The following is a 16166-nucleotide window of genomic DNA, read 5'->3' as shown; positions in this document are numbered from 1 at the left end:
GCAATGCGAGGCCGCGGAGTGAACGGGTCGATTGATCTGCGACGAGACCTATAAGCTGCCGTCTGTGATCGCAATGACGCCGGGGCGGGTTAGCCACTGATTTTGCTGCAAAAACAAGCCCTCAGATAAAAAACTCGATTTGCGCCTTGCGTTCTATATCTCAAAACGTATCTTACGATATATCTACAGAGGAGACGTAAGATATGTTTCGTGACAAACACCAGGGCCGGCATGGCCGAGACGACCGGGATTTCCACTTCGCTTTTGCCATGGGCCGGCACGGTGGCCGGCCTCGCTTTGGCCGCGGCGGGCATGGCTTTTTCGGGCGCGGCGGCGACGACTTTCCGGGCGCACGTCGGCTGTCCTCGCAGGATCTCCAGCTCGTGATCCTGGCACTGCTGGTCGAAAAGCCAGTGCATGGCTACGAGCTGATCAAGATCATCGAGGAGCGCTCGGAGGGATTTTATACGCCGAGCCCCGGCGTGATCTATCCGGCGCTGACCTATCTCGAAGAGGTCGGCCACGCGAGCGTCGAGCAGGATGGCGGCCGCAAGCTCTACAGCATCACGCCGCAGGGCGAGGCCTATCTGGCCGAGCAGCGCGCGACCGCCGATGCGATCCTCCAGGCGTTGTCGCGGATCGGACGCCGCATGGACGAGGTGCGCGAGGCCTTCGCCGGCGTCAGCGATCTCGATGCCGATGCCTCGGACGAGTTGCACCGCGCCCGCCACAGCCTCAAGCGGGCATTGCGTTCCAAGCACGGCAGCGATTCCGCCGAGGCGCGTCGCATCGCCGGTATCTTGGAGCGCGCGGCGGCGGAAATCCTCGGCAAGTGACGCAGAACAGGCGACGCAGGACAAGTGACGCAAGGGAAGCAAGACATGACTGATCTGCAACACAGCCCGATTCAAGATCCGCGTGTCAACGCCGTGATCGCGCGCCTGCAAGGCGCGCGGCAACGGCCCGCGCGGCTTCTCTGGCAGCCGCGACCCTCACGCCCATGCCGAGCAGGGCTGCTCGATCCATCCCGGAACGGCTTCCTCTCGATGGCGCTGCCGCTCAAGGGCGGCACGGAGCTCAGCCTCAAGGTGAAATGAGAACCTCCGCCCACAACGCCTTGCGTTGCCTGATGGGCAAGACACCCAAACCGTCAGTCAATACGCTTTGCCGAAGATATTCCACTTTACAGAAATTCGGAATCGGCATATGTGTTGCCTCACCCCGGCCCAAGGAAGAGGGCGTATCGCGATCGTCACGAACGCCGGCCGGCCCGCGCGCGTCAGTTTTGCCACGCGGCGGCGCGCATCGTCCTCATGCGCATTGGTCTCGATCAGGCCTTCACCTTCCAGGCTGCGCAACAGCCGGCTCATCAGCCCGGAATCGAGGCCGAGATAGTCGCGGACCTCGCGGACCTCGGAGCGCCCCTGTCCGATCGCATTGAGCACGCGCGCCGCGCCAAGCGGCCGGCCGCGCTCAAGTAATGAGCTGTCGAGCGCGCCTACCGCGGAGGTCACGGCACGGTTGAAGCGGCGGACGCGGGAGACGGGATCAAGCATTGTCTGACTTCAGTCAGATAATGCGAGCTGGTCAATTCATCTCACGTCACGAGCGTCAGCAGCGGGGCCGCTGCGGGAGCATCCGACGCCGCGTTACGCGACAATTAAAAATGATGCACGCCGAGCGCCGAGAACGCGCCGTCGTGCAGATCGTGGCCATCAGTCGGTTGGCCGAGAAAGCCAAGATGCAGCGTTACCGGCGGCAGCGCCGCCATCGGCACCGCGCCGGCGGTGTCGAGGCCGCTGATATCGACGTGCGTCGCCGCGCTGTCATGGGGCGACGCCAGTGGCGTGCTGACGATATCCGTGACCAGCGCGTTGAACAAATCGGGGGAGGAGGCCTCATGCACATCGCTTCCAACGGAATGCAGCAGGCCGCCGAAAAGGCCAGTGACGCTGTCGGTGAGTTGGCCGATCGTTCCGGCCACCGTGGATGTCAGCTGCGACACCGTCGTGCTCAGGCTGTCGAGCGTGTGCGAAACGGCGGACAGCGAGGTGTCGACGAAGTTCGTAATCGTGCTGCCGAGATCGTGCAGCGAGGATAACGGATCGACGGACGCAAACGTCGCGATGTCGGCATGAGTGGAGGCGCCAGCGGCTTCTGGGGCATGGTCGGACGCGACGGGAGCGTGGCTGTCAATTGGGACGGTCGTGTTGACCGGGCCGTCCCTGATAGCAGCGAGATCGGTATCTCCATTGGCATGCGAGACGTCGCCACCAGTCCCATCCACATGAAGCGTCGTCGAGGTCTCACTCGTCGGCGGCACGCTCACGTCGGCATGCTGATCGCCCGAGTCGGGCAAGTGATCGCCTGGTGTTACCTCGGCGGCCGCTGGATCGGTGGCATGCGCCGGCGGGGGTGGCTGGTCGAACGGCGGCGGCTGCGCATCGTGGCCACCGTGATGCCCGGCGGCTTCGGCCTCCTTCAGGAAGGCGACCAGCGCGGTCATGAACGCAATCGTCTCTTCCGTCGTGATGTGGCGGGCGATCTCCGCCTTTTCGGCGCGGCGGTTGTTCTGCTCGGATGCAGCCATTGGCTCCTCCTCAGCGTTCGCGAAAGGCACGGGTCAGCTCGTCGCGCAGCGGACCGAACAGATATTCGAATAGCGTGCGCGGCCGCGTCGGCACGATCACCTCGGCCGGCATGCCCGATTGCAGTTCGATGCGCGACTTCTTGACGTCGTCCGGCTCCAGCGAGACCTCAACCACGTAATAGCCGGGGCCGCTGGCCCTGTCGTTGGTGACACGGTCGGCCGAGACCGTTCGTATGGTGCCGTAAAGGCGGGGCCGCTCAATATAGTTGACGCCGGTCAGCCGGATCTCGGCGCGGCGGCCGACGGCGACGTCGTTGATGTCGGACAGCTTGAGTTGCGCATCGACGATCAGCGGATTGTCCGACGGCACAATATCCATCAGCTTCGCGCCCGGCTGGATCACGCCGCCTTCGGTGAAAACGTCGAGCCCGACCACCGAGCCGGTCGCGGGCGCCCGGATCTGTGTGCGCGTTACGACATCGGTTGCGGCGTCGACCTTCGGGGCGAGTTCCGCGAGCTTGTTCTCGGTGGTGCGGAGCTGATCGGTGATCTCGCTCATCCGGGCGCGCTCGGCCTTGGCGATCTCCGCGTCATTCTGCGAAATCTGCTGCTGCATTCCGGCGATGGTGGCGCGCTGCGCGCCGATATCGGCCTGGAGCTTGGCGTCCTCGCGCTGCAGCGCCAGGATCCGCGTCTTCGGCGTATAGCCCTGTTCGTACAGATGCTGCGCGCCGTTCATCTCGTCGGTCAGGAGCTCGCGTTGCTTTTCAGTGCCGGTGAGCTGCGCCTGCGTGCCACCGATCTGGGCATTCAGCTCGGCGATCTTGCCCTTGAGCACGGATGTCTCCGCGTCGAACTGGTGTTTTCGCGCGGCCATCATCGCGGTCTCGTTCGCCATCGCCTGGCGCAAAGCGGGCTTTGCATCCTTGGGATCGATGCCAAAGTCCGGCGTGGCATGGTGGTCGCGCTCGGCCATCAGCCGTGCCTCCGCCGCCCGGGCGGCATCGCGATCGGCGACCAGCACTTCGAGCTTGGCGCGCGGATCGCTGTCGTCGAGCACGAGTAGCAGTTGTCCCTTCTCGACATGGGCGCCGTCGCGCACAAGAAGCTGGCGGATGACGCCGCCATAGGGATGCTGCACGCTCTGGCGCCGGCCTTCGACCTGGAGGTTGCCGCTGGCAATCGCCGCCCCCGAGATTGGCGCCAGGGTGCCCCACAGCGTCATCGCCGAGGCGAACGCGCCGACTACGATGGCGCCGACCAGCGCCGGACGTCCCGGCCGCGCATAGTAAGCGCGCTCGCGGTCGGCGATATAGGTTACGGTGCTCACGATGCGGCCGCCCGCGCAGCTGCCTGCTGCTGCAAGGCCTGATAGACCTCGCCGGGCGGCCCCAGCATGTCGAGCATGCCGTTACGGATCACCATCATGACGTCGACGATGTCGAGGATCGTGGTACGATGGGTGATGACGATGACGGCGGCGCCACCGGCCTTGGCCTCGAGCAGTGCAGCCTTCAGCGCCTCCTCGCCGGGTGCGTCGAGATTGGCGTTGGGCTCGTCGAGCACGAGCAGCGGTGGGCGGCCGAGCAAAGCACGTGCCAGGCCGAGACGCTGGCGCTGTCCACCTGAGAGACCGACCCCACCGACGCCGAGCCGTGTGTCGTATTGTCGGGGCAGATCCAGCACCATGTCGTGGATGCCGGCGCGGATCGCGGCGTCGATGATCTCGTTGGTCGAGGCGTCGCCGAAGCGCGCGATGTTTTCACGGACGGTGCCGGCGAACAGGCCGACATCCTGCGGGAGGTAGCCGACATGACGGCCGAGTTCGACGGGGTCCCAATGATTGTAGTCGAGGCCGCCGAAGCGCAAGCGCCCGGCGGCGGGCGCCATCGCGCCGACCAGGAGGCGTGCCAGCGTGCTCTTGCCTGAACCGCTCGGCCCGACGATGCCTAGCGCCTGACCGCCGGCGAGCTCGAAGGACAGACCTTTCAGCACTGGCTCGGGCCGCGACGGCAATTCGCAGACCAGCTCGCGCACCTCGACCGTATTGCGCTGCTTCGGCACGATGGTCTGCGGCACGGTCAGGTCCACGGTCGCGAGCAGGTTGCGCACCTCTGTGTAGGAATCGCGCGCGCCGATGAACTGCTTCCAGGTGCCGACCGCCTGCTCGACCGGAACCAGCGCGCGGCCCATGACGATGCTGGCGGCGAAAATCGTTGCAGGCGTAATGGCGTGATCGATCGCGAGCCACGCGCCGGTGCCGAGCATCAGGGACTGCAGCAGCAGGCGGAAGAAGCGGATCGACGACGTCATCACCGCGTTCTTGTCGCTGGCGATTGCCTGCTGCACCAGCATCGCCGAGCGCTGGCTCTGCCAGTTGCGCTCGATCGCTGGCTGCATGCCCATGGCGCGGATCACGTCGGCATGGCGCAGGACATTCTCGGTGAAGACGTAGGACTGGTTGCCGGAGGATTCGGCCTGCTTCATCGGCGAGCGGGTCAGCACTTCGTTCACGCCCGCGAGTCCGAGCAGAAGCAGCGCGCCGATGGTGGCGACGAGGCCGAGCAGAGGATGGATGAAGAACAACAGCAGCAGGTAGATCGGAATCCAGGGCAGGTCAAACGCGAAATAGATCCCGGACCCGGTGACGAAGGTGCGGAACTGGTCGAGATCGCGCAATTGCTGCGCGCCTCGCGAAGCGCCGCGCTCGGCCGATCGCACGACTAGCGCCTCGAACACGCGCGTCGACAGCTCCATGTCGAGCCGGATGCCGCAGCGGATCAGGATCCAGGCGCGCACCGCGTCGAGCCCGGCCATGGTCAGGAGCGCAATGGCGAGGATGAGGGTGAGTAGGACAAGGGTGGCGATGTTTTCGTTAAGCAGGACGCGATTGTAGACCTGCATCAGATAGAGCGGCGAGGAGAGATAGAGCAGGTTGATCGCGCTTGAGAACAGTCCGGCCCAGAGGAAATGCGGCCAGAGTTTTAGCAATGCATCGCGGACGTCGTCGCCATGCCGATACGGCGGCTCTGCCGCCTCGTCTGCGACCATCGAAAGGGCTGCCGCCATCTGGATGTCCTCAAGGGATCGAAGGAATCTGCGCCGGGATGCTGGCGGCTTACGCGAAGGGTGACGTGGGGCAGACCGCCCCACGCCACATATTTGTTTGTCATCCGAAAATCGGCTCAGACCAGCCCATGGAGGAGGCCACCGACGTCGAGATGACCGACATCCGCGCTGAGGCCGACCGCCGTCGGTGCGGAGATCGAGGCATCGATGCCACCGGTTCCCGCAAGGCCCGACGTAGAGACGTCGATGCTGGGGTTGGTTTCGATCAGCGCTCCGACATCGAGCGTATGCGACAAATCGACCGAGCCGCTGGCGCCGGCCGTCGCATTTCCACCTGCATTGGCGCTGCCTGACAGCGCACCCGTTGCTGTTCCAAGCAGACCATCGACCGTGCCGAGCAGGTTTCCGAGAAGAGCCATGTGAACTCCTTTGGGTTGGCAGTTGAGATCGCGACAGAAGAGTCGCTGCCCAAGAAGTCACGCGGCGCCGAAAGGTTGCGGACTCACATGCGGCCATTTCGTGCTGATTTATTGGGCGAGGAACTTCGGGCGCGGGAGAGGCAGTGCGGTTGACTAGGTTGAGCCACGAGATCTTGCGTTGCCCGACAGGCAAAACACACCACGCCTTGGTCGATGCCGGCCGTCAAAATATTCCACTTTACCGAAATTCGGAAGCGGCGTATGTGTCGCTCACTCCGGCCCACGAAAGAGGGGCGTATCGCGATCGTCACGAACGCGGGCCGGATGGTGGTGGACGCAGGCAACATCGGCGCGACAAGCAATCGCAGGGCGGGCAACCGTGAGCGGATGTGTCGCGCGCACGACCGGTATGATCTGCGTGCGGCAAAATCGTGTGGTCCTGACGCCCGGAGTCTGTGCGTCAAGGCTCGTGGTGATGCGTGTGGCTCAATCGGGCCCTCGTATCAGTCATCTGCGAGACCGACGGGGGCAATAGTGCATTGCTCCCCGGGGAGAGCGCGACATAAGCCGTAAGACCACTGCGCAGGGAAGGCCGGATGTCTCGGCTTCACCTGTATGCTGCTGTGCAGATTCTTGTAGCGCAACCATCGCACAGTGGACCGCGGGTGCCAGCCAGCACCCGGTCTTCCCTGTGCCCTCTTTCAATTGAGGGTGAGCCGACCGAGCAAAGCTCGGGCGAGACAAGCCGCGAGGATGTGAAGGCGTGTCTGCTTGCTCCGTCATTGCGAGCGCAGCGAAGCAATCGAGAAATGCGTCCGCGGAAAGACTCTGGATTGCTTCGCTGCGCTCGCAATGACGGCGTTGATGCAGCTGTGCGCCTCTTTGTGAGTTGTGTCCGCGCCGCTAGCCGCTACCATGTGCCCGCCCCTGGAACACGGGAGCCAGCAGCAAGCGGAGGCGACATGAGCGAGCGGGACCATAAAGTCAAAGGATCGGACCTGTTCGTCGCGGCGCTGGAGAACGAAGGCGTTGATCGCATTTTCGGTGTCCCCGGCGAAGAAAACCTCGACCTCGTCGAATCGCTCCGCACTTCGAAAATTCAGCTGATCCTGACCCGCCACGAGCAGGCCGCCGCCTTCATGGCCGCGACCCATGGCCGGTTGACCGGCAAGCCCGGCGTCTGCCTGTCGACGCTCGGCCCCGGTGCGCTCAATCTGTCCACGGGTGCCGCCTATGCGCATCTCGGCGCGATGCCGATGATCCTGATCACCGGGCAGAAGCCGATCATGAGCAGCCGGCAGGCGCGCTTCCAGATCGTGGACGTGGTCGCGACCATGAAGCCGCTGACGAAATTGTCGCGGCAGATCATCAGCGCCTCCTCGATCCCCACCGTGGTGCGCGATGCCTTTCGCGTGGCGATGGAGGAGCGGCCGGGACCGGTGCATCTCGAACTGCCCGAAGACATCGCGGGCGACGAGGTGCCGGCCGCCCCCGTGATTCACATCCATCCGATCGAGATCCCCGTCGCGCACCGCGCCGCGCTCGATCGTGCCGCCGAGATGATTTTGGCCGCAAAGCGCCCGCTGGTGATGATGGGCGCAGCGACCAGCCGGCCGCGCTCGACCCACGGCATCGCAAGCTTCGTGCGACGGACCGGCATTCCGTTCTTCACCACGCAGATGGGCAAGGGCACCGTGCCCGGCGGCACCAATCTCTATATGGGCACCGCGGCGCTGTCCGAGCGCGACTATGTGCACGATGCCATCGACGCCGCCGATTTGATCGTGGCGATCGGCCATGATCCGATCGAGAAGCCGCCCTTCATCATGGGTCCGTCGGGGCCGAAGGTGATTCACGTCAGCTACACTTCGGCCAGTGTCGAGCAGGTCTACTTTCCAGACGCCGAAGTGGTCGGCGACGTCGGCCCGAGCCTGGAGCTTCTGGCCGACCGGCTCGAAGGCAAGCTGCCGCAGGCGGCGGCGCTGTTGCCGCTACGGGAGGAAATCCTCAGGCGTATCGTCGACCGCGCCACCGAGGCGCGCTGGCCGCCGACGCCGCAGCGCATCGTGCACGACATCCGCCAGGTCATCCCCGAGAACGGCATCGTCGCGCTCGACAACGGCATGTACAAGATCTGGTTCGCACGCAACTACCGCACCCGCGTCGCCAACACGCTGCTGCTCGACAATGCGCTGGCGACGATGGGTGCAGGCCTGCCATCGGCGATGATGGCCGCGATGCTCTATCCTGACCGCCGCGTGCTCGCGATCGCCGGCGACGGCGGCTTCATGATGAACAGCCAGGAGATGGAGACTGCCGTCCGCCTCAAGCTCAATTTGGTCGTGCTGGTGCTGGAAGACCACGCCTACGGCATGATCCGCTGGAAGCAGGCCGTCGACCATTTTGCCGATTACGGCATGACCTTCGGCAATCCCGACTTCGTCATGTACGCGAACGCCTATGGCGCCAAGGGGCATCGCATCGAGAGCATCGACGGCTTTGCCCCGACGCTCGACGCCGCCTTCAAGGAGGGCGGCGTGCATCTGGTCGTGATCCCTATCGACTATTCGGAGAATGTGCGCGTGCTGGTCGATGAGCTGCGGGCGCGGCAAAAATAGAAGAAAATTCTCGAAACATTGCCGGGACGATCATACCAGCCATTCCTTGATATATATCGTAACACGATATATTGCAGGCGCGAAGAATCCTCCCGAAAAGAGTTATCCATGCGCCAGACCCCCGACTTGACCGGCGGCCTCCCGCGTCCTCGCGGCAAGCCCGGAGATTTTACCGCTGACCGCCGTGTGCTGGTCCTGATCGGCATGGCGCTGCTGGTCGGTAGCCTCGGCGCCGGGGCCGCCTGGGTGCTGTTGAAGCTGATCGCGCTAGTCACCAATCTGGTCTGGTTCGGCCATCTCAGCACCGCGAATGTTTCGCTGGCGAATGCCCATCCGGGGACGTGGATGGTGCTCGCGCCTGCACTCGGCGGTCTTGTGGTCGGGTTGATGGCGCGGTTCGGGTCGGAAAAGATACGCGGACACGGCATTCCCGAGGCGATCGAGGCGATCCTGATCGGGGGCAGCCGGATGCAGCCGAAGGTCGCGATCCTGAAGCCGCTGTCCTCGGCGGTGTCGATCGGAAGCGGCGGACCATTCGGCGCCGAGGGACCGATCATCATGACGGGCGGCGCGATCGGATCGATCTTCGCCCAGTGCTTCCATCTCACCGCGGCCGAGCGCAAGACGCTGCTGGTCGCGGGCGCGGCCGCCGGCATGACGGCGATCTTCGGCACGCCGATCGCAGCGGTCCTGCTCGCGGTCGAGTTGCTGCTGTTCGAATGGAAGCCGCGCAGCTTCCTGCCCGTGGTGACGGCGGCGGTGATCTCGGCGGCGTGGCGCCCGCTGCTGTTCGGGACAGGACCGTTGTTTCCGTTCGCGGAGCGGCCGGACCTGCCCTGGTGGGGCCTTGCGGCTGCGATCGGCGTCGGCATCATCGCCGGACTGCAATCAGGGCTGATGACGCGGCTGCTCTACGTGATCGAAGATTTGTTCGACCATCTGCCGGTACACTGGATGTGGTGGCCGATGCTCGGCGGCCTCGTCGTTGGCCTCGGTGGGCTCATCGATCCCCGTGCGCTCGGCGTCGGCTATGATGTCATCGCCGATCTCTTGTCCGGCCACATGGTGCGCGACGAGGTGATCCGGCTCTTACTGGTGAAGTCCGCGATCTGGGTGATCGCGCTGAGTTCCGGCACGTCGGGCGGCGTGCTGGCGCCGCTGCTGATTCTCGGCGGCACGGCTGGCTGGTTGGAGGGACTGGTGCTGCCGGGTGGCGCATCATTCTGGGCGCTGGTCGGCATGGCCGCGATGATGGGTGGCACGATGCGCTCGCCGCTGACCGGCGTGATGTTCGCCATCGAGCTGACCGGCAATATCGACATGCTGCTGCCGCTGCTGGCGGCGACCGGCGCGGCGCATGCCGTCACAGTGCTGTTGCTCAAGCGTTCGATCCTGACCGAGAAGATCGCGCGCCGTGGCCAGCACATCACACGCGAATACGCGATCGATCCGTTCGAGTTGATGCGTACGGTCGATGTCATGGTCACGAACGTCGACACGTTGCCGGTCGACATGCCCATCGACGCGGCGGTGGCTTTCTTCACCTCGGATCAGCGCCGCCACAAATCCTATCCCGTCGTCGCTGCCGATGGACGGCTGAGCGGCATGGTGACCCGCGCCGACGTGCTGCGCTGGCGCACCGAAGGCGATCATCAGGCGGCGACGCTCGATGACGTGGTGTCGGATACATCGGCCGTGGTCGCGCATCCCGATGACGTGCTGGGGCGGGTCGCCGATCTCATGGTCGCTTCCGATCTCGGGCGGCTGCCGGTGGTCGATCGCGCCAGCCATCGCGTGGTCGGCCTGGTCGCGCGCAAGGATTTGCTGCGAATTCGCGCGGTCGTGAACGCGCAGGAGGAGGACCGCAACGCTTATTTCCTGCGCGAAAAGGCGCTTGTGCCGGAGGCGCGGATCGCGGAAGGTCAGCCCCTCTGAACTCAACCACCGGCAGGAATGGACATGACTCGCGTTCGCTGTATCACCGAGATGGGCATGGGCGTCGACGTTCACGGCAGGGACGCCACCAAGGCGGCGAAGCGTGCCGTGTCGGATGCGATCCGGCACTCGAGCCTCGGTTTCTTCCGAATGATCGACAAGACCGCCAACGACATGTTCGTCGATGTCACGATCGGCGTGCCGAATCCCGAGGCTGTCGACAAGGAAGCGGTTGCCAAGGAGCTACCCTACGGCACCGTGACCGTCAACGCGGTCAAGGGCGGGCTGGAGATTCCCTCGGCCACGGAGCAGGCCAACGACCCCATCCTCATCGCCAACGCCGCTGTCATCGTCAGCTTCGATAAGGACTAGACCGGTGTCCGACAGCGATTTTCGGCTGCTGGATCATCCGATCTGGAGCGCGCTGACGACGAGCCAGAAGCATCTGGCGCAAGGCGGGCCGCGCGCGCTGCGCTATCCCGTGGACATGACACCGTTTGCCGACATGGTCGACATGTCCGAAGCGAGTTTCGCCGCGCTCGGTGATCTCATGTCGGGTTCGCAGGTTGCGGCGCTGTTCACGCCGGAGCCGGTCGTCGTTCCCGCCGGCTTCAAGGTGGTGCTGGCGGAGACCGGCGAGCAGATGATGGGCTCGCCCGCCGATAGTCCGCTTCGCGACGCCGAAATCGTCAGGTTGGAGACCGCCGACGTTGCCGCGATGATGGCGCTGACGGCATTGACCAAGCCCGGACCGTTCGCCACGCGGACGCACGAACTCGGTACATTCCTCGGCATTCGCGCCGGCGGCGAGCTGGTCGCGATGGCCGGCGAGCGGATGAAGCCGGGACATTTCGTCGAGATGACGGCCGTCTGCGTTCATCCCGAACATCGCGGGCGCGGCTATGCGCAGGCGCTGCTCGCGGCAGTCGCGCGCCAGATCGAGGCGCGCGGCGAAATCCCGTTCCTGCACGTGTTTTCCAGCAACGCGTCTGCGATCGCACTATACCAGCGGCAGGGCATGCGTATCCGCCGTCGCCTGCACGTCACGGCGTTCACGAAGCAGGAATGACGGCCCGGCGGTGTACGCCGGGCCAAGGCATTCAGCGGGCCATGACATTCAGGTCTTGTAGTCGACGAGCAGCGAGCTCGACGCGGACGAAGACGAACTGTTGCCGCTGGAGCTGTAGGACGTCGACTGGCTGGTTGCACTCTGGAGCAGCGAGATCAGCTCCTTCATCAGGTCCGCGTTGGTCGACGAGGACGCACTGGACGAGGAATCGGACGAAGAGGTTGAGTCCGTGCTGCTCGCGCTCGATGAGTCGCTGCTGCCATCCGGCGGCGGGGGTGGTCCGCCGGCGCTGCCGGAGAAGGTGTTGGAGAACACGTTCTTCAGCTCGCTCGCCTGGCTGCTGGTCAGCTTGCCGCTCGAGACCTCGCCGTTGATGAGGTCGTCGATCTTGGACTGCATGTCGCCAGACGAGGGCGCCGACGTGGAGCTCGAGCTCGATGCGCCGCTCTTGAGCGAGGAATCGATGTCATCGAGCGCGGACGAGAGCGCGGATTGGTCGCTGGAGCTGATGGTGCCGGCCGAGACTTCCTTGGTGAGCTCGCTCTTAAGGAGGTCGAGTGGGGAAGAATAAGAACTGGTCGAGGTTGCAGAGATCGAGGTCATTGCGGGTCACCCATGGTGAGATTGAAGATACGCTGAACATGGGTGCGAGGCTAAAGGTCGCGCGATTAATGAGGTCTTGCCGCAAGGATTGCAACGGTTTGCGCTCTGTTGCTCTCGCCGGGATAAACACGCGCCGAAACATAAATGCCGGCGAGCTGAGCCCAGCCGGGTCGCTGCGGGGGCGGGCTTCCCTGCGATCGATTCGTCGTTACATCCATTTCAACCAATTCGGGGAGGGACCAATTCATGGACGCGAGAACACCAGATTTTTCCGCTGCGCGGACGGCGATGCAGCGCTACGTCGATCAGGAGATCATCCCCGGCGTGTCCTGGGCCGTGCTGCGCGGGCGTGAGGTCGTCGACCGGCAATGCGTCGGCTTTGCCGATCGCGAGGCGAAGACGACGCTGCGGCCGGACCATATCTTTCGCGCTTTCTCCGACACCAAGATCTTCGTCACCTGTGCGATCATGTTGCTGGTCGAAGAGGGCCGCATTGGGCTCGATGACACAATCGAGAAAGTCCTGCCGCAGCTCGGCCATCGCAAGGTGCTGAAGCCGGGTGCTTCGACCCTCGCTGACGTCGAGCCGGCGAAAAGCCCGATCACGATTCGGCAGTTGTTGACCCATACCTCTGGCCTGAGCTACGGCGTCTTCGATCCCGGCTCGGTGTTATTCAAAGGCTACAACGACGCGCGCGTGCTCAATCCGCTGACGCCGCTGACCGACATGATCGACCAACTCGCTGAGCTACCCCTGTCCTATCATCCCGGCACGAGCTGGGAATATTCGGTTGCAACCGACGTGCTCGGCCGTGCGGTGGAGGTCGTCTCCGGCGAAAGGCTCGATGCGTTCCTCAAGGCGCGGATCTTCGATCCGCTCGGCATGACCGACACCGGGTTCGACGTGCCTGAAGCGCAGCAGGGCAGGCTGGTTGCGCTCTATCATGGTGCCGACGTGCTCGATCCAATGAAACCGGGCCTGACACGGGCCGACAATCTGCCTTACCCGCAAGCCTACCTGCGGCCGCTGCCGCGGCTGTCGGGCGGCGGCGGTCTGGTCTCGACCTTGCCGGACATGCTCGCGTTGATGCGCGCGCTGTTGCCCGGGTCGGATGCGCTGCTGAAGCCGGACACGCTGCGGCAGATGATGACGAACCAGCTGCCCGCCGGGCAGACCATCCGCTTCGCCAATCTCGGGCCGATCCCCGGCAAGGGCTTTGGCCTCGGCGGCGCCGTCACCTTCGCGCCGACGCCCTTTGATCCCCCCAACTCGATCGGAGAATTCCAGTGGGGCGGGCTTGCCGGCACCCATTGGTGGATTTGCCCGCAGGCCGATACCGCCGGCGTGCTGATGAGCCAGCGCTACATGGGATTCTGGAATCCGTTCTTCTTCGAGTTCAAGCGCCTCGCCTATCGGGCGGTTGGAGGCTGATCGCGAGCGTGCCAAACTATCTGACGCAGCGCCACGGCACCGGCATTGGTCGCGACGATCTCATCCGCGCCCGTGCCTGTGCGATCGCGGTGCGCGACAGCTCGCAGCGCGTTGGAGGTGAGGAGGTCGATCCACGCGGATTGCGCATGGAGATCAATTATTGAAGGTTGCGTCATACTAGTCCTCACCTAGATTAGATGCGCCTCAACAGCAGATCGAAGGTTCCGATGTCCGATCTCTCCGCCTTTCCCATCACCAAGCGCTGGCCGGCCAAGCATCCGGAGTTGCTCCAGCTCTATTCCCTGCCGACGCCGAACGGCGTCAAGGTTTCCATCATGCTGGAGGAGATCGGGCTGCCTTACGAGGTCCATCTCGTTGACTTCGGCAAGGACGATCAGAAGACGGCGGAATTCCTTTCGCTCAATCCGAACGGCAAGATTCCGGCGATGCTTGACCCCAATGGCCCCGGCGGCAAGCCGCTGCCGCTGTTCGAGTCCGGGGCGATGCTGCAATATCTCGCGGAGAAGACCGGCAAGCTTTTGCCGCTGGATGCCGCCCGCCGCTACCAGACTGTCCAGTGGGTGCATTTCCAGATGGGCGGCATCGGACCGATGTTCGGCCAGGTCGGCTTCTTCCACAAATTCGCCGGCAAGGACTTTGAGGACAAGCGTCCGCTCGAGCGCTATGTGGGCGAGGCCAAGCGCCTGCTTGGCGTGATGGAGACGCATCTTTCCGGCCGGCAATGGTTCATGGATGACGACTACACCATCGCCGACATCTCGATGCTCGGCTGGGTGCGCAATCTCGTCGGCTTCTACGGCGCCGGCGATCTCGTCGAATTCAGCCAGTTCAAGTCGGTCGCGGGCTGGCTCGAACGCGGGCTTGCGCGTCCGGCTGTGCAGAGCGGGCTCAACATTCCGAAGCGGCCGTGAGGCTAGAACAGCCGCCCGCCGTTCGGCACCGGCTTGCTCGGCTGCAGCAGCACGACCTTGCCGTCGGCATCGGGGAAGCCGAGCGTCAGCACCTCGGAGACGACCGGTCCGATCTGGCGCGGCGGAAAATTGACCACGGCGGCGACCTGCTGTCCCACCAGCGTCTCGAGCGGATGGTTTTCGGTGATCTGCGCCGAGCTCTTGCGTACGCCGATGGTCGGGCCGAAGTCGATCCACAGCCGCCACGCCGGCTTGCGCGCTTCCGGAAACGGTTTGGCATCCACGATGGTGCCGACGCGGATATCGACCGCGAGGAACGTGTTGAAGTCGATGGTCGGTGAGGCGGATGCTGCGGGATCGTGGGTGACGTGCATGGCGTGTCCGTTCGGGAGATGTCAAACCGTGGCTGGCAATGTTGTCGCGCGAAGCGGAGTTTCGTACAACGCCGCAGCACGTCACGACGCACGAGGACCGTCTTGCCCAACATCATCTACGGCATCAAGAACTGCGACACCATGAAGAAGGCTCGCGCCTGGCTCGACACCCACGGCGTCGCCTACGAGTTCCACGACTACAAGGCTGCGGGCGTGGAGAAGGACAAGCTCAAGCAATGGAGCGACAAGCTCGGCTGGGAGACGCTGCTCAATCGCGCCGGCACCACCTTCAAGAAGCTGCCCGAAGCCGACAAGGATGGCCTGACGGAAAAGAAGGCGCTGGCGCTAATGCTAGCGCAACCATCGATGATCAAGCGTCCGGTGCTCGAAATCGGCGGCAAGCTGCTGGTCGGCTTCAAGCCGGACATCTACGACAAGGAAGTCGGCGCCAAATTGCGCAAGAGCTAGTCAAGAGCTAGTTCAGCTCGATGATCTCGGCGGTGACGCCGGGACCACCGGACTGATCGGAGAATTCGACGACGTCAGCGGCCGCGATCCGGCCCGGGGCGCGGTGAAACAGGTCGCGGTCGATCACCGTTCGCAGTTTCGGCCGCGGCAGCGCGTCATTTCCGCGCAGCAGATTTTTGATCTCGAAGCCGCCGTCCTCGCAGAAGGTCTTGAGCGATGCGATGACGTGGCTGACCTTGTCGTCGGTCAGGAAAGGCAGCAGCAGCCGTTCATAGGCGACGATGCGGCCGTAGATGTCGTCGACGTCGGCAACGCTATAGACCGGAAGCCCGCGTGCCACGCATTCATGATAGACCGGCATCACGAAGGGTGCGAGCCGCGGCCCGACATAGTCGTCGAGCAGGATCCCCTTGCCGGTATGGCCGTAGGCGCGCGAGATGCGCGTGCCTTCGCTCTGGATGGTCAGACGCGGCGTCGGCGGCGAATTGTCCACCGTGTAGTAGATGAGATCGGACTGCTCTTCCTCGAGCCGCGCGGGCTGATACTCCCAGATCGCCGGCGCAACCTGTTGGCGCGCATAAAGTCGCAGCCATGTGTTCAGGAGATCGCGTTGCTTAATCGATTTGACGATGGAGGGAGCGGCGCTGGTGAAATCCAA

Annotated in this window: 16 protein-coding genes and 2 pseudogenes; 10 read left to right on the top strand and 8 right to left on the bottom strand. The window is 64.1% G+C overall.

What is annotated here, in order from left to right:
* Window positions 1-203 precede the first annotated feature (203 nt).
* A complete protein-coding gene (locus JJE66_RS21860; RefSeq protein WP_200516566.1) occupies window positions 204-836 on the top strand; it encodes a PadR family transcriptional regulator in 633 nt (210 codons plus the stop codon).
* 45 nt (window positions 837-881) lie between these two features.
* Entirely contained in the window at window positions 882-1097 is a 216-nt protein-coding gene (locus JJE66_RS21855) for a hypothetical protein (RefSeq protein ID WP_246756497.1), read from the top strand.
* A gap of 159 nt (window positions 1098-1256) precedes the next feature.
* Here JJE66_RS21855 and JJE66_RS21850 read toward each other — a convergent pair.
* The 5 genes and pseudogenes from JJE66_RS21850 to JJE66_RS21830 form a co-directional block, all read right to left on the bottom strand.
* Window positions 1257-1556 (bottom strand): annotated as a pseudogene (locus JJE66_RS21850) (MarR family winged helix-turn-helix transcriptional regulator); the annotation flags it as partial.
* Between the two features lie 104 nt (window positions 1557-1660).
* A complete protein-coding gene (locus JJE66_RS21845; protein ID WP_200516565.1) occupies window positions 1661-2590 on the bottom strand; it encodes a hypothetical protein in 930 nt (309 codons plus the stop codon).
* Window positions 2591-2600: 10 nt separating this feature from the next.
* Window positions 2601-3920, bottom strand: coding sequence for an HlyD family type I secretion periplasmic adaptor subunit (locus tag JJE66_RS21840; RefSeq protein WP_200516564.1), 1320 nt, complete (start codon window positions 3918-3920; stop codon window positions 2601-2603).
* Window positions 3917-5659, bottom strand: coding sequence for a type I secretion system permease/ATPase (locus JJE66_RS21835; protein ID WP_246756496.1), 1743 nt, complete (start codon window positions 5657-5659; stop codon window positions 3917-3919). Before JJE66_RS21835 ends, JJE66_RS21840 begins: the two co-directional genes overlap by 4 nt.
* Before the next feature lie 116 nt (window positions 5660-5775).
* The gene (locus tag JJE66_RS21830; protein WP_200516563.1) at window positions 5776-6078 is read right to left on the bottom strand and encodes a hypothetical protein; all 303 of its coding nucleotides are present in this window, start codon (window positions 6076-6078) and stop codon (window positions 5776-5778) included.
* Between the two features lie 962 nt (window positions 6079-7040).
* Here JJE66_RS21830 and JJE66_RS21825 point away from each other — a divergent pair.
* The 4 genes from JJE66_RS21825 (at window position 7041) to JJE66_RS21810 (ending at window position 11700) form a co-directional block, all read left to right on the top strand.
* Window positions 7041-8696, top strand: a complete 1656-nt coding sequence (locus JJE66_RS21825) for an acetolactate synthase large subunit (protein ID WP_200516562.1) — start codon at window positions 7041-7043, stop codon at window positions 8694-8696.
* A gap of 108 nt (window positions 8697-8804) precedes the next feature.
* Window positions 8805-10631: a chloride channel protein gene (locus tag JJE66_RS21820; protein WP_200516561.1), complete on the top strand. Its 1827-nt coding sequence runs from the start codon at window positions 8805-8807 to the stop codon at window positions 10629-10631.
* A 24-nt stretch (window positions 10632-10655) separates the two neighbouring features.
* Window positions 10656-11003 carry a Lin0512 family protein gene (locus JJE66_RS21815; RefSeq protein WP_148770922.1) on the top strand — a complete coding sequence of 116 codons (348 nt, stop codon included), beginning with the start codon at window positions 10656-10658 and terminating at the stop codon, window positions 11001-11003.
* A 4-nt stretch (window positions 11004-11007) separates the two neighbouring features.
* A complete protein-coding gene (locus JJE66_RS21810; protein ID WP_200516560.1) occupies window positions 11008-11700 on the top strand; it encodes a GNAT family N-acetyltransferase in 693 nt (230 codons plus the stop codon).
* 48 nt (window positions 11701-11748) lie between these two features.
* Here the strand turns inward: JJE66_RS21810 and JJE66_RS21805 are convergent, their stop codons facing one another.
* A complete protein-coding gene (locus tag JJE66_RS21805) occupies window positions 11749-12303 on the bottom strand; it encodes a hypothetical protein (RefSeq protein ID WP_200516559.1) in 555 nt (184 codons plus the stop codon).
* A 246-nt stretch (window positions 12304-12549) separates the two neighbouring features.
* Between JJE66_RS21805 and JJE66_RS21800 the strand changes: the two genes are divergently transcribed.
* The 3 genes and pseudogenes from JJE66_RS21800 (at window position 12550) to JJE66_RS21790 (ending at window position 14666) form a co-directional block, all read left to right on the top strand.
* A complete protein-coding gene (locus JJE66_RS21800) occupies window positions 12550-13734 on the top strand; it encodes a serine hydrolase (RefSeq protein ID WP_200516558.1) in 1185 nt (394 codons plus the stop codon).
* Window positions 13735-13745: 11 nt separating this feature from the next.
* Window positions 13746-13898: pseudogene (locus JJE66_RS21795) on the top strand (DUF429 domain-containing protein); the annotation flags it as partial.
* A gap of 63 nt (window positions 13899-13961) precedes the next feature.
* Window positions 13962-14666 (top strand): glutathione S-transferase family protein, encoded by a 705-nt coding sequence (locus tag JJE66_RS21790; protein ID WP_200516557.1) that lies wholly within the window; start codon window positions 13962-13964, stop codon window positions 14664-14666.
* Window positions 14667-14668: 2 nt separating this feature from the next.
* On the opposite strand, the gene JJE66_RS21785 is transcribed toward JJE66_RS21790, so the two are convergent.
* The gene (locus tag JJE66_RS21785; protein WP_200516556.1) at window positions 14669-15040 is read right to left on the bottom strand and encodes a tRNA-binding protein; all 372 of its coding nucleotides are present in this window, start codon (window positions 15038-15040) and stop codon (window positions 14669-14671) included.
* A 102-nt stretch (window positions 15041-15142) separates the two neighbouring features.
* Between JJE66_RS21785 and JJE66_RS21780 the strand changes: the two genes are divergently transcribed.
* The gene (locus JJE66_RS21780) at window positions 15143-15508 is read left to right on the top strand and encodes an ArsC family reductase (protein ID WP_200516555.1); all 366 of its coding nucleotides are present in this window, start codon (window positions 15143-15145) and stop codon (window positions 15506-15508) included.
* 7 nt (window positions 15509-15515) lie between these two features.
* On the opposite strand, the gene JJE66_RS21775 is transcribed toward JJE66_RS21780, so the two are convergent.
* Window positions 15516-16166, bottom strand: coding sequence for a hypothetical protein (locus tag JJE66_RS21775; RefSeq protein ID WP_200516554.1), 651 nt, complete (start codon window positions 16164-16166; stop codon window positions 15516-15518).

This window comes from Bradyrhizobium diazoefficiens (assembly GCF_016612535.1).
GTDB classification, from domain to species: Bacteria; Pseudomonadota; Alphaproteobacteria; order Rhizobiales; family Xanthobacteraceae; genus Bradyrhizobium; species Bradyrhizobium diazoefficiens_C.
This window is presented reverse-complemented; position numbering and strand designations above follow the sequence as displayed.